12 protein-coding genes are annotated in these 12,213 nt (G+C 67.6%); 5 read left to right on the top strand and 7 right to left on the bottom strand.

Going from position 1 to position 12,213, the window contains the following annotated elements:
• Positions 1-859 (bottom strand): flagellin (locus DXK32_RS14810; protein WP_432612347.1); only part of this gene is annotated, 859 nt, incomplete at its 3' end.
• Between the two features lie 412 nt (positions 860-1,271).
• Between DXK32_RS14810 and DXK32_RS14805 the strand changes: the two genes are divergently transcribed.
• Both DXK32_RS14805 and DXK32_RS14800 read left to right on the top strand, forming a co-directional pair.
• Positions 1,272-1,739 (top strand): RidA family protein, encoded by a 468-nt coding sequence (locus DXK32_RS14805; protein WP_114859198.1) that lies wholly within the window; start codon positions 1,272-1,274, stop codon positions 1,737-1,739.
• An 88-nt stretch (positions 1,740-1,827) separates the two neighbouring features.
• Positions 1,828-3,030, top strand: coding sequence for a GNAT family N-acetyltransferase (locus DXK32_RS14800; RefSeq protein WP_114859197.1), 1,203 nt, complete (start codon positions 1,828-1,830; stop codon positions 3,028-3,030).
• Positions 3,031-3,037: 7 nt separating this feature from the next.
• Here the strand turns inward: DXK32_RS14800 and DXK32_RS14795 are convergent, their stop codons facing one another.
• The gene (locus DXK32_RS14795; RefSeq protein WP_114859196.1) at positions 3,038-3,514 is read right to left on the bottom strand and encodes a nucleoside deaminase; all 477 of its coding nucleotides are present in this window, start codon (positions 3,512-3,514) and stop codon (positions 3,038-3,040) included.
• Positions 3,515-3,694: 180 nt separating this feature from the next.
• Here DXK32_RS14795 and DXK32_RS14790 point away from each other — a divergent pair, with 180 nt between their 5' ends.
• Positions 3,695-5,005, top strand: a complete 1,311-nt coding sequence (locus tag DXK32_RS14790) for a pentapeptide repeat-containing protein (protein WP_114859195.1) — start codon at positions 3,695-3,697, stop codon at positions 5,003-5,005.
• Positions 5,006-5,008: 3 nt separating this feature from the next.
• Here the strand turns inward: DXK32_RS14790 and DXK32_RS14785 are convergent, their stop codons facing one another.
• On the bottom strand, positions 5,009-6,121 hold the full coding sequence (locus DXK32_RS14785; RefSeq protein WP_114859194.1) for a CaiB/BaiF CoA transferase family protein: 1,113 nt from the start codon (positions 6,119-6,121) through the stop codon (positions 5,009-5,011).
• A gap of 152 nt (positions 6,122-6,273) precedes the next feature.
• Between DXK32_RS14785 and DXK32_RS14780 the strand changes: the two genes are divergently transcribed.
• Positions 6,274-6,465, top strand: a complete 192-nt coding sequence (locus DXK32_RS14780; protein WP_114859193.1) for a YegP family protein — start codon at positions 6,274-6,276, stop codon at positions 6,463-6,465.
• A 78-nt stretch (positions 6,466-6,543) separates the two neighbouring features.
• On the opposite strand, the gene clpA is transcribed toward DXK32_RS14780, so the two are convergent.
• From clpA to DXK32_RS14760, 4 genes are all read right to left on the bottom strand, one after another.
• A complete protein-coding gene (gene clpA / locus DXK32_RS14775; RefSeq protein ID WP_035672029.1) occupies positions 6,544-8,859 on the bottom strand; it encodes an ATP-dependent Clp protease ATP-binding subunit ClpA in 2,316 nt (771 codons plus the stop codon).
• An 8-nt stretch (positions 8,860-8,867) separates the two neighbouring features.
• Positions 8,868-9,194, bottom strand: a complete 327-nt coding sequence (gene clpS / locus DXK32_RS14770; RefSeq protein ID WP_035672033.1) for an ATP-dependent Clp protease adapter ClpS — start codon at positions 9,192-9,194, stop codon at positions 8,868-8,870.
• 454 nt (positions 9,195-9,648) lie between these two features.
• Positions 9,649-10,134, bottom strand: a complete 486-nt coding sequence (locus DXK32_RS14765) for a phasin family protein (RefSeq protein WP_114859192.1) — start codon at positions 10,132-10,134, stop codon at positions 9,649-9,651.
• Between the two features lie 268 nt (positions 10,135-10,402).
• The gene (locus DXK32_RS14760) at positions 10,403-10,939 is read right to left on the bottom strand and encodes a phasin family protein (RefSeq protein ID WP_114859191.1); all 537 of its coding nucleotides are present in this window, start codon (positions 10,937-10,939) and stop codon (positions 10,403-10,405) included.
• A 420-nt stretch (positions 10,940-11,359) separates the two neighbouring features.
• Here DXK32_RS14760 and DXK32_RS14755 point away from each other — a divergent pair, with 420 nt between their 5' ends.
• Positions 11,360-12,121, top strand: coding sequence for a peptidase (locus DXK32_RS14755; RefSeq protein ID WP_114859190.1), 762 nt, complete (start codon positions 11,360-11,362; stop codon positions 12,119-12,121).
• The last annotated feature ends 92 nt before the right edge of the window (positions 12,122-12,213 follow it).

Below are 12,213 nucleotides of genomic sequence, written 5' to 3'. Positions count from 1 at the left end.
CGCCCGCCTCGATCGTGCCGCCCATCGACACCTGGGTGATCTGCGCCGTGCCCGTTTTGGCCGCCGTCGTCGTGTTGGCGGCCATGGTCTGGCTGTTGTCGAAGTAGGTGATCGTGCGGGACTCGTTGCCGTCCGTGATGATGAAGGACCGCTCGCGGCCCGACGCGCCGCGGACCTCGATCTGCACGTCGGAGAAGCTGCCGAGCGTGGTCGCCATCGTGCCGGACAGCTTCAGGCCGACCAGGCCGTGGGCCATTTCGGCGCTGTTGATCTCGCCGGCCGCGCCCTCGATGGAGCCGTCGCCCTTGATGCGCACCGTGTAGGTGTCGGCCGACACCACGTTGGTGACGCGGGCGTTCTCGATGCCCTGGATGGTGTTGACGGCGCGGCGCGACTCGCTGGTGGAGTCCATGCGCAGCCCGTTGCCGGCCAGCAGGTTCTTGCCGGCGTAGCCGCTGTCGCCGGCCAGCTTGTCGATCTGTTCCTTCAGCGCGTTGAACTGCGAGGCCAGCGTCTTGCGGGTGGCGACGGAGCCGGCGTCGGTGCCGAGCGCGGAATAGGCGGCGGTGGTCAGGCCGCGCGCCTGCTCGATCATGCTTTCGATCGCGGTCACGCCCTTGTCGGCGGCCTTGATGGTGCTGATCGACTGACCCATGGCGTCCTTCAACGACGACAGGTCACCGGCGCGCTGGGTCAGGCTCTTCGCTGCGAAGAACGACGTCGGGCCGTCGAGCGCCGAATTGATCTTGTTGCCGGTCGAGAGGATGTTCTGCTTGACACCGATCTTGTCGTTCACGCTCTGCAGCTGCAGCAGATTCGTGCGCATCGACGCGGTGAGGGTGACGTCGTTGATGGCCATGGTTCCAAGTCTCCTTCTGAGGCTCGCCCCGCGGCTGGTGCTTGAAACCGAAGCGAGGCAACGTGCATTTGCGCGGTCCTCCCCTATCAAGACCCGTGCCAGTCCTCGGAAGAATGGTTAAGCCATTGATCTTAATTGGTATAATTCAGGGTTGCATGACGCCTCGGGAATGGCCGGGCGGACATCCCTTCCCACGCCGGTGGAAAGTTTTGCCGGGCAGAAAGGGTGTTGCGCCCCGGACTCCGGGACAAAACTACCCAGTTGAGAGGGCGTGGCGCAGGGGCCGGGAAGCTCTTGGTGCCGGCCTGGGAGGGGGCTATCGTCGGGGTATCGCGCCCATCGGGGCGCCACCCATCGGGCCGCCGAGCATCGGAATGGTTTCGGCGGCCGCAACGAAGACGGAGGGACGAGCATGGCCGGACGCATCGAGGCGCGGCTTCAGGAGTTGGGGATCGAGCTGCCGCAGGCGGCGGCCCCGTTGGCGGCCTATGTGCCCTACACCCGGTCGGGCAACACGCTCTACGTGTCGGGGCAGGTCACCCTGTGGAACGGCGAGCGCCGCTTCATCGGCAAGCTGGGCCAGGATTTCACGGTGGAACAGGGCCAGCAGGCGGCGCGGCTGTGCGCTCTGAACATCATCGCCCAGGCGAAGGCGGCCTGCGGTGGCGATCTCGACCGGGTGGCGCGCGTGCTGCGGCTGGGCGGCTTCGTCAACGGCACGCCGGACTTCCACGACCAGCCACTGGTCATCAACGGCGCGTCGGAGCTGATGGTGCAGGTGTTCGGAGACGCCGGGAAGCACGCCCGCGCCGCGGTCGGCGCCCCGTCGCTGCCCGGCAACGTCGCCGTCGAGGTGGATGCCATCCTCGAACTGGCCTGATCCGGGGTTCCGACCGGGGAGGGGCGGGCCTCTTGCCGCGGCGCGGCAAAGCGCCCACCTCCCTCGGCGTACGCGCGAAGGAGGGAATATGCCCGACGGCAAGGACTGCGGCCCCGGCGCCGACCCCGAGGCCGGGGGGACGATCACCGTCAAGGTCCTGACCGGCATCGGTCTGGCCGATCCCCGGGAATGGGACGCCTGCGCCGGGCCGGACAACCCGTTCCTCAGCCATGCCTTCCTGCTGGCGCTGGAGGAGTCGGGGTCGGCCATCGGCCGCACCGGCTGGCAGCCCAGCCACCTCGCCGCCCTCGACGGGGCGGGGCGGATCATCGGTGCGGTGCCGCTCTATCTGAAGAACCATTCCTACGGCGAGTATGTCTTCGACCACGCCTGGGCGCACGCCTACGAGCGGGCGGGCGGGCAGTATTACCCGAAGCTGCAGTGCGCCGTGCCCTTCACCCCGGTGCCGGGCCCGCGCCTGCTGGTCCGGCCGGGGGCGGGAGAGGCGGTCGCCGGCGCCCTGATCCAGGGCATGGAGGAGGTGGCCCGGCGCTACGGCGTGTCCTCCGTCCACGTCACCTTCCCGGAGGAGGGCGACTGGCGCCGCTTGGGCGCGGCCGGCTGGCTGCTCCGCGAGGGGGTGCAGTACCATTGGGAGAACCGCGGCTACGCCCGCTTCGACGACTTCCTGGAAACCCTGAACAGCCGCAAGCGCAAGGCCATCCGCAAGGAGCGGCGCGAGGTGGCGGAGAGCAGCGTGCGGCTGCACAGCCTGACCGGCGCCGATCTGAAGCCGGAGCATTGGGACGCCTTCCACCGCTTCTATCTGGAGACCGCCGACCGGAAATGGGGCGGCGGCTATCTGAACCGGGCCTTCTTCCGCCTGCTGGGCGAGACCATGGCCGACCGGGTCATGCTGGTGATGTGCAAGGACAAGGGGGAATGGGTGGCCGGCGCCCTGAACCTGATCGGCACCGACGCCCTCTATGGCCGCAACTGGGGCTCCGACGGGAGCTACCGCTTCCTGCATTTCGAGGCGTGCTATTACCGCGCGCTGGATTTCGCCATCGAGCGCGGGCTCGGCCGCGTCGAGGCCGGCGCCCAGGGCGAGCACAAGATCCAGCGTGGCTACCTGCCGGTGCCGACCTACAGCGCCCACTGGGTGGCCGACCCCGGCTTCCACCGCGCCATCGCCGATTACCTGCGCCGCGAGCGCCCCGGCGTGGCGGCGGAGCGCGAGGCTCTTATGGAGCTGTCACCCTACCGCCGGGACGGCGTGCCGGAGAAATAGGGCCGGATCAGTAAGGAACGCGATCCGGCCGGGCGGCCCATTCGTCGAAGACGGCGCGCGCCTCGTCGGCCAGCAGGCGCTGCATGGGCACCGCCCGCTGCTCCAGCGGCAGGGCGATCTCGGTGTAGAGGAAGGCGTCGTCGAAGCCGATGGCCGCCGCGTCGTCGCGCCCGTTGGCGTAGACGATGCGTTCGATCCGCGCCCAATAGATGGCCGATAGGCACATCGGGCAGGGCTCGCAACTTGTGTAGACCGTCGCCCCGGCAAGGCTGAAGCTGCCGAGGTCGCGGCAGGCGTTGCGGATGGCGACGACCTCGGCGTGCGCCGTCGGGTCGTTGGTGGAGGTCACGCAGTTCCAGCCCTCGCCGATGATCCGGCCGTCCCGCGCGATGACCGCGCCGAAGGGGCCGCCAGCGTTGCCCTGCATGTGTGTGCGGCTGAGCGCGATGGCGCGGCGCAGGCAATCCGTGTCGAAACCCGTCATGCTTTCCCTCTCTCAAACCCTGACCGCGTTGTTGTTCAATGGTTTAGTGACTGCTCCACAGCCCTGGCCCGGCATGCGCCCCCGGCATTGCAGGGGTGGCGGACGATTGGGGATTTCTCCTTTACTGCCCCGGCGCAAAGCGTAGTGTGGGCGGAATCAGCCGACCGACGGACCCGCCCGATGACCGACCGCACCATGGATTTCCTGAAGCAGGTGCGGGACCATCTATTCTATCTCAAACTGAGGCCGGGCGGTGTGCGCCTTCAGGCGAAGGGCGTCGATCTGTCGAGACTCCGGCTGAAGGGCTTCAACCTGCAAACGGCCATCCTCACCCAGGGCAATTTCTCCGACGCCCAGCTTGAGGAGGTCAGCTTCGCCATGTCCGACCTGTTCGGGGCGAATTTCAGCCGGGCGAAGCTGGTGGGCTCCTCCTTCGCGCGGGCGGACCTGCGCGGGGCCAACTTCCTGAAGGCCGACCTGACCCGCACCGACTTCGAGGGGGCCGACCTGCGCCCCGGCCAGATCATGGTCCACCGCGCCGGCCGCGAGGACGAGGAGGAGCGGCGGCCCGCCAACCTGACGGACGCGCGGTTGGACGGCGTCAGCTTCAAGGGCGCCGACCTCAGCCACGCCGAGCTGGCCAACGCCTCGACGGCCGGCGGCGACTTCAGCAACGCCAACCTGTTCGCTGCCAATCTGGCCGGGGCCGACCTGACCGAGGCGAATTTCAGCGGCGCCAAGATGAAGCGCGCCGTGCTGAACGGTGCCAACCTGACCCGCGCCGTCCTGCGCAACGCCGACCTGCGCGAGGCGACCCTGCGCAACGTCGATCTGACCGTGGCGGACACCCACGGCGCCAACCTGAGCGGCGCCGTCTACATGCGCAACGCCGATGCCCTGCCGACGCCGGTGCGCAGCGTGCTGGACGCCCACATCCTGTGGATCAACAGCGGCGGCGGGGCCGGGCTGCGGGCGGACTTCACCGGGATGGACCTGCGTGGCCTGGACCTCACCGCCTGCGATCTGTCGGGCGGGGTGTTCCGGGACGCCAAGCTGGACGAGGCCCGGCTGTCCAACGCCTCGCTCTCGCTGGCCGATTTCGGTGGGGCCAGTCTGCGCCGGGCGCGGCTCGACCAGGCGGTGCTGACCGGGGCGAACCTGAGCGCCGCCGATCTGACCGGGGCGGACCTCCATGGCGCCGACCTCGGCATGGTGGACCTGCGCAATCCGGATGGGACCCCCACCGGGCGGAGCTGGCCGGCCAACCTGACGAACGCCACCCTGGCCGCCGCCGACCTGCGCGGCGCGCGGCTGACCGGGGCCCGGCTGGCCGGCGCCAGCTTCGAGATGGCCAACCTCGCCTCCGCCGACCTGCGCGGCTGTGACGACGCGGCGGCGAACCTGTCGAAGGCCAGCCTGATGGGCGCCCGCCGCGGCCCGCTGGAGGTGCGGCCACCGCGCGACGGCGGCGGACCCCTCATCGCCCTGTAAGCCTCACGTCCAGGCGGCGAGCACCGCGGCGGCGCTGGACTCGCGCAAGGGCGCCCGCTCGGGCGGGGTGCCGCCGTCGACGCGCAGGCCCATCAGGGTTTCCACCAGCGGCTCCGGCCCCGGCGTGACGCGGATCTGGCCGCGGGCGGCGATGTGCGGGTGGTCCGGCATCTCCGCCAGCGTCGGCAGCGCCTCGAAGCAGCAGTCAACCGGGTCGAGCAGCGCTTTCCAGTCGGCGAGGCTGCGGCCGGCGAACAGGGCGTCCAACTCGGCGATCAGGGCGCTCTGGGGCAGTGGGTCGGCCTGCCGGGCGATCCAGTCGGGGCGCCCCACCGCCGCGCAGAAGCCTTGCCAGAACTTGGCCTCCAGCGCCGACAGGGTGGCGAAGCGGCCGTCGGCGGTGCGGTAGATGCGGTAGCAGGCGGCCCCGCCGGACAGCAGCGCCTCGCCGCGGGCCGGGACCTCGCCGCGGGCGTCGGCGGTCAGGTTGAAACCCTGCCAGCCCAGCACCGTCTCCATGATCGACAGGTCGAGGAAGCAGCCTTCGCCGCTGCGTTGGCGCCCGAACAGGGCGGCGACCACCGCCAGCGCCGCCTGCTGCGCCGAGGCGAAGTCGGCGACCGGCGGGTGGCTGATCGATGGGCGGTCGGGCGTGCCCGAGGAATCCAGCCCCCCGCCGACCGCCATGTAGTTCAGGTCGTGGCCGGCCCGCCGGGCGTAGGGGCCGGAGCTGCCCCAACCGGACAGGCTGGCGTGGACCAGCCGCGGGTTCAGCGTGCGCAGCCGGTCGTGGCCGACCCCCAGCTTGTCCAGCACGCCGGGCCGGTAGCTCTCCACCAGGGCGTCGGCCCCGGCAATCAGCCGCTCGAAGGCGGTGCGGTCGCCCTCGTCCTTCAGGTTCAGGCGGATGACCGTCTTGCCGGCGTTCAGCAGCTTGTAGGCGGCGGTCGCGCCGTCGGCGTCGGTGGGCCCCATCTGGCGCAGCGGGTCGCCGCTCGGCGGCTCCACCTTCACCACCTCGGCGCCAAGGTCCGCCAGCATCTGGGCGGCGTAGGGGCCCGGCAGATACTGGCCGAGATCGATGACGCGCAGACCGCTCAGAAAGGGCAGGGGCATGGTGCGTTTCCTCATTCTTGGTTTTTGGGGCTTCGTTCCGGAGCGCCGCCTGGGACGAGTGTCCGCGATGGGGCGTCCGGAATGCAACCGTCCGCCCTTCACGTTTGTGCCGTCTCCACCGTCGATATCAGACCGATGGTGAGGAGGAAAACATGTCCACGGCCAAGGCTCCCAAGTACAAGGTCTACAAGGATCACCGCAACGAATGGCGTTGGACCTTCCACGCCGCCAACGGCGAGACCATCGCCGTCAGCAGCGAGGGCTACACGGCCGAACGCGATTGCCTGCACGGCATCGCCCTGATGAAGAGCTCCAACGACGCGGCCGTTCTGGTCGAGGAGTGAGCGCCTGGCGGCCCACCGGCCGGGCAAAAAGAAAGGGGGCCTTGCGGCCCCCTTTTTCGCATTCCGTGCGAAGCGGCGTTATTCCGCCAGTTCGTGCACGACCTCGTCCTCGTCCTCGTCGCCGGAGCGCCGCTTGCGCGACCCCTCGGTGTAGTCGAAGGCGGGCTTGTCGTCCTTCACGGTGACCTTGACCAGACCGCCCTTGGCGAGCTTGCCGAACAGCAGCTCCTCCGCCAGCGGCTTCTTCAGGTGCTCCTGGATCACGCGGCCCAGGGGACGCGCGCCGTAGAGCGGGTCGTAGCCCTTCTTGCCCAGCCACTCGCGGGCCTGGTCGTCGAGTTCGATCGTGACGCCGCGGTCCTCGAGCTGCGCCTCCATCTGCATGATGAACTTGTCCACCACGCGGTTGATGACCTCCTGGGTCAGCGGCGCGAAGGGGATGATCGCATCCAGACGGTTGCGGAACTCCGGCGTGAACAGCTTCTCCACCGCTTCCATGTCCTCGCCGACCCGACGCTCGCGCTCGAAGCCGATGGCCGGTTTGGCCATGTCCGAGGCGCCCGCGTTGGAGGTCATGATGAGGATGACGTTGCGGAAGTCCACCGTCTTGCCGTTGTGGTCGGTCAGCTTGCCGTGGTCCATGATCTGCAACAGGATGTTGAACAGATCCGGATGGGCCTTCTCGATCTCGTCGAGCAGCAGCACGCAATGCGGATGCTGGTCGATGGCGTCGGTCAGCAGGCCGCCCTGGTCGAACCCGACATAGCCCGGAGGGGCGCCGATCAGGCGGGAGACGGTGTGCCGCTCCATATACTCCGACATGTCGAAGCGGGTCAGCTCGATGCCCAGCGTGAGGGAGAGCTGGCGGGCCACCTCGGTCTTGCCGACGCCGGTCGGGCCGGTGAACAGGTAGTTGCCGATCGGCTTCTCCGGCTCGCGCAGGCCGGCGCGGGCCAGCTTGATGGCGGAGACCAGCGCGTCGATGGCCTTGTTCTGGCCGAAGACCATGGTCTTCAGGTCGCGCTCCAGGTTGAGGAGCGTCTCCTTGTCGTCGCGGCTGACCGACTTCGGCGGGATGCGGGCGATCTTGGCGACCACCGCCTCCACGTCCTTGACCGAGATCTTCTTCTTCCGCTTGTTCTCCGGCAGCAGCATCTGCGCGGCCCCGACCTCGTCGATGATGTCGATGGCCTTGTCGGGCAGCTTGCGGTCGCCGATGTACTTCGCGGACAGCTCCACCGCCGACCGGATCGCGTCGTTGGTGTAGCTCACCCGGTGGTGCTTCTCGTAGTAGGTCTTGATCCCCTGGAGGATCTTGATCGCATCCTCGACCGTCGGCTCGTTGACGTCGATCTTCTGGAAGCGCCGGACCAGCGCCCGGTCCTTCTCGAAATAGTTCCGGTATTCCTTGTAGGTCGTCGAACCGATGCAACGCAGCGAGCCGGAGGCGAGGGCCGGCTTCAGCAGGTTCGAGGCGTCCATCGCACCGCCCGAGGTCGCACCGGCGCCGATGACCGTGTGGATCTCGTCGATGAAGAGGACGGCACCTTCCGTGGCCTCCAGTTCGGAGACGACGGCCTTGAGGCGCTCTTCGAAGTCGCCGCGGTACCGCGTACCGGCGAGCAGGGAGCCCATGTCGAGCGCGAAGATGGTGGCGCCCTTCAGCACCTCCGGAACCTCGCCATGGACGATGCGGCGGGCCAGCCCCTCGGCGATGGCGGTCTTGCCGACACCGGGGTCACCGACATACAGCGGGTTGTTCTTCGACCGCCGGCACAGGATCTGGATGGTCCGTTCGACCTCCTGCTCCCGTCCGATCAGCGGATCGATCTTCCCGCTGGCCGCCTTCTTGTTCAGGTTGACGCAATAAGCCTCTAGGGCTTCGCTGCCTTTCTTCACGACCTTCTCCGCCGCCGCGTCCTCGTCGGCTCCGGTAACGCGCTTCGCTTCCGAGCGGCCCGGGGCCTTCGCGATTCCGTGAGAGATGTAGTTCACCGCGTCGAAACGGGTCATCTCCTGCTCCTGCAGGAAATAGACCGCGTGGCTTTCGCGTTCAGAGAACAGGGCGACGAGCACATTTGCTCCCGTCACCTCTTCACGCCCCGACGACTGGACGTGGATGGCCGCGCGTTGCAGCACCCGCTGGAAGCCAGCCGTCGGCTTGGCATCATCGGGCCTGTTCGTGATCAGGTTCGCAAGCTCGTTGTCGAGGTAATCCGAGAGTTCGGCGCGCAGTCGGTCCAGATCGACCCCACAAGCGCGCAAGACGGCCATGGCATCGGCATCCTCGGTCAATGCGAGCAGCAAGTGTTCGAGCGTCGCGTATTCGTGCCTGCGCTCGTTCGCATGGGCCAGGGCTCGGTGCAGCGTCTGTTCCAAGTTACGCGACAGCATCTGTGGCCTTAATCCTTTTCTAGCGTACATTGCAGCGGGTGCTGGTTCTGGCGCGCAAAGTCCATCACCTGCGTGACTTTCGTCTCCGCCACCTCGTAGGTGAACACGCCGCACAAGCCCACACCCCGCCGGTGCACATGCAGCATGATCCGCGTAGCCTCCTCGCGCGACTTGGCAAAGAAGCGCTCCAAGACATGAACGACGAATTCCATAGGTGTGTAGTCGTCGTTCAACATCAAGACCTTATACATCGAGGGCTTTTTAGTCTTAGGCTTGGTTTTGATAACCACGCCCGTGGTGGTGCCCTCGTCGCCGTGCTTGTCGTTTTCGGCCATGGTCTCAACAGGTCAACATCGCGATGTACGTCGCATGAATGATATGAGAACTCCGGGCGCGGTGGGAAGGGGCCGTTTTCGGTGAGTCCCCATTTGGGAGAGGCCCATTCGGAACAAGACCTGCCCGGCTACCCCGGAATTGGTGGAAGGCATTTGAATTTGCGGCAGAACTGCCGCACCGGCGTGCCAAAAATGGCACGGCCCGTACCCTGTAGATGTCCCTCGCGCCCAAAAGAAACAAGCCCGGCGGTCTGCACCGCCGGGCTTTCCCGGAACATCACAATGCCGTGAGGCGGTAGGATTTAAAGCGGTACCGCCTTGCGCCGTCCGCACCCCCGGACGAGAACGTCCCGGGGATGGCGGAGGTGGGAGCCGCCCCGGCCCTGCGGCCGGGTCTGTGGGATTGCGGGCTCCGGGACATTTTGTCTCAGGCTGACGTCTGGGACGGCCGGGCTCAGGCGGCCTTCGCCGCGACCGGCTTGGACAGCGTCTCGACCGTGACCTGGAGGCGGTCGTTGATCGGCGCGAAGGCGTCCTTGGCGGTCTTCAGCGACAGCTCCTGCAGCTTGGCGCTCTCCTTGACGAAGGTCTCGAAGCTCGCCTTGGCGAAGCTGCTCTGCAGCTCGACCAGCTCCTGGACGGTCTTGACGGCCAGCAGGGCCTTGCCGGTGGCGGCGCTCTTCTCCAGCGAGGACTGGGTGAAGGAGGCGACCTGCTTGCCGGCTTCCTCGGCGCCCTTGGCGACGATGGTGCCCGACTTCACGACGGCGTCGACGTTGCCCTTGGTCAGGGCGCTCAGCTCGTCGAAGCCCTTCAGGATCTGGGCCGAGGCCTTCTCGAACTGCTCCTGCTGGGCCTTGACCAGGCCGTCGACGTTCTGCTTGGCGGCGGAGACGGCGTCTTCGAAGGTCTTGGTGGCGGCGGCGAACTTGTCGGTCATGGAACGGCTCCTCGAATTTCATCGGGTTGACCCGCGCCGGACCCACCGATTGGCGACCGCGCGGATGATCCGACCAGCAACCCCGTGGCTTCGGGCGTCGGGTCGATGCTGCAATGCAACATGACTAAACTTAGGGCAGGCTCCGGCGGCTGTCAACGGGATTTTGTGCGGTGCACAAAAACTTTCGCGCGTCCTGGCCGGCCCTGTCACGCGCGGAGCCCGGCCGTCGGGAAACGGCCGGGCTCCGTGGTCTCGCCTCGCGGACGCGTCAGGCGGCGATCGGCTTGGACAGGGTGCTGACGGTGACCGACACGCGGTCCTTCAGCGGGGTCAGGGCCGCCGTGGCGACGCGGGTGCCGATGCCCTGGAGGCGGGAGGACTCCGCGACGAAAGCGTCGAAGCTGGCCTTCACATACTCGCTCTGGAGATCGACGACCTCCTTCAGCGACTTGGCGGTCAGCAGGGCCTTGCCGGTGGTGACCGACTTGTCGAAGGAGGCCTGGGCGTAGGCGGTCACCTCGCGGGTCAGCTCCTCGGCGCCCTGGGTGGCGATGCTGCCGCTCTGGATCAGCGCTTCCACGTTGGCCTTGTTCAGGGCCTGAAGCTCGGAGGAGATCTTCAGGAGTTGCGCGGACAGCTTCTCGACCTGCTCCTTGGTGGCGGAGGCGGTCTGCTCGAACGTCTTCGCGGCCTGCTCCTGGCCGGCCTTGACGAAGCCCTCGACCTGCTCCTTGGCCTGGGCGGCGGCGTTCTCGAACGCCTGGGTGGGGGCGGGGGCCGGCTTGGCCTTCGTCACGGTCGTCATGCCTTGCGTTCCTTCCTTGGTCGAAGCCCGGCGCGCATCAACCCGGACCGGCGGACCGTCCGCCTGCGGGGCGCAGACCGGCTGCGTTGGGGAAGCCCGGACGGTTCCGGGCCCGAAAATGCTGCAGTGCAGCAATGGCTAAACTATGGGCAGATGTCCGTGGAGTCAACAAAGAATCTTGTGCGTCGCACAATATATCAGTTGAGCCCGGTCCCTTTGCTTGGTCGGTACGGCGACAGCTCCACCGTTCCGCCCCTTGGGAAATCCGATCCACTTCGGCTCGACTGGGCGGAGCCTTTACGAAAGCTTTACCGCCAATCCTGCCCAATCATACTCTGCCCGCCGAAGGGACGCGCTTCGGCCAAAGGTCAGACCAACCGCGGCGGAACGTCGCAGCTTTCAGTTCGGGAACGTTCTTTCATGACCTATTGCCTCGGCATCAAGACCCGCGACGGCCTGATCGGCCTGTCGGACGGGCGCATCACCAGCGGTTCGCAGCTGTCGTCCGCGCGCAAGGTGACCATGGTGGGCAGCGGCGGCGACCGCTTCTTCATCCTGAACTCCGGTCTGCGCAGCGTGCGCGACAAGACGCTGGCCTACCTGCGCCGCGACATGTCCCGCCGCCGCGGCGAGACCTACCCGACCATGCTGGACGCGCTGTCGGCCTTCACGGCCTGCCTGCGCCAGGTGGCGGCCGAGGACAAGGAGGCGCTGGAGGCGTCCAAGCTGGCCTTCAACCTGCACGCCATCGTCGGCGGCCAGCTCGCCGAGGACCGCGAGCCCTACATGTTCCTGGTCTATCCGGAGGGCAACTGGATCGAGGTGGACGAGCGCACGCCCTACCTGTCGATCGGCGCCACCGCCTACGGCAAGCCGATCCTCGACCGCGCGCTGTCCTACAACACCGACATGCAGACGGCGCTGAAGATCGCCTACCTGTCCTTCGACAGCACGCGCTTCTCGTCCAACGATGTCGGCTTCCCCATCGACATGGTGACCTTCAACGCCCAGGAGCGGCTGTGGCGCCAGTCGAACTTCGACTACGACGATCTGGTCGAGCAGCGCCTGTGGTGGAACCGCAACATCACCGAGCTGGCCCGGCGCATGCCGGACGGCCCGTGGGTGGAGACGCTGCTGGCCGCCGGCGCGCGGGCGGATGTCGCCGAAGAGGAGGTGGTCTGACCCCTTGCCCCCACCCTAACCCTCCCCCGCTATCGCAGGGGAGGGGACCGTTCTCCCTCCCCTGCGCAGCGGGGGAGGGCCGGGGTGGGGGC

The sequence above is a fragment of the Azospirillum brasilense genome (assembly GCF_003349955.1).
GTDB lineage: Bacteria > Pseudomonadota > Alphaproteobacteria > Azospirillales > Azospirillaceae > Azospirillum > Azospirillum brasilense_B.
The sequence above is the reverse complement of the archived record's forward strand: the minus strand, read 5'-3'. Positions and strand labels throughout refer to the sequence as shown.

What these genes read in the sequence shown, in the direction of transcription:
- DXK32_RS14800 (WP_114859197.1), top strand. Translation starts at nt 1,828, where the DNA reads ATGCCCGACGGCAAGGACTGCGGCCCCGGCGCCGACCCCGAGGCCGGG.
- clpS (WP_035672033.1), bottom strand. Translation starts at nt 9,194, where the DNA reads ATGGCCGAAAACGACAAGCACGGCGACGAGGGCACCACCACGGGCGTG.
- DXK32_RS14790 (WP_114859195.1), top strand. Translation starts at nt 3,695, where the DNA reads ATGACCGACCGCACCATGGATTTCCTGAAGCAGGTGCGGGACCATCTA.
- clpA (WP_035672029.1), bottom strand. Translation starts at nt 8,859, where the DNA reads ATGCTGTCGCGTAACTTGGAACAGACGCTGCACCGAGCCCTGGCCCAT.
- DXK32_RS14780 (WP_114859193.1), top strand. Translation starts at nt 6,274, where the DNA reads ATGTCCACGGCCAAGGCTCCCAAGTACAAGGTCTACAAGGATCACCGC.
- DXK32_RS14755 (WP_114859190.1), top strand. Translation starts at nt 11,360, where the DNA reads ATGACCTATTGCCTCGGCATCAAGACCCGCGACGGCCTGATCGGCCTG.
- DXK32_RS14795 (WP_114859196.1), bottom strand. Translation starts at nt 3,514, where the DNA reads ATGACGGGTTTCGACACGGATTGCCTGCGCCGCGCCATCGCGCTCAGC.
- DXK32_RS14760 (WP_114859191.1), bottom strand. Translation starts at nt 10,939, where the DNA reads ATGACGACCGTGACGAAGGCCAAGCCGGCCCCCGCCCCCACCCAGGCG.
- DXK32_RS14765 (WP_114859192.1), bottom strand. Translation starts at nt 10,134, where the DNA reads ATGACCGACAAGTTCGCCGCCGCCACCAAGACCTTCGAAGACGCCGTC.
- DXK32_RS14785 (WP_114859194.1), bottom strand. Translation starts at nt 6,121, where the DNA reads ATGCCCCTGCCCTTTCTGAGCGGTCTGCGCGTCATCGATCTCGGCCAG.
- DXK32_RS14805 (WP_114859198.1), top strand. Translation starts at nt 1,272, where the DNA reads ATGGCCGGACGCATCGAGGCGCGGCTTCAGGAGTTGGGGATCGAGCTG.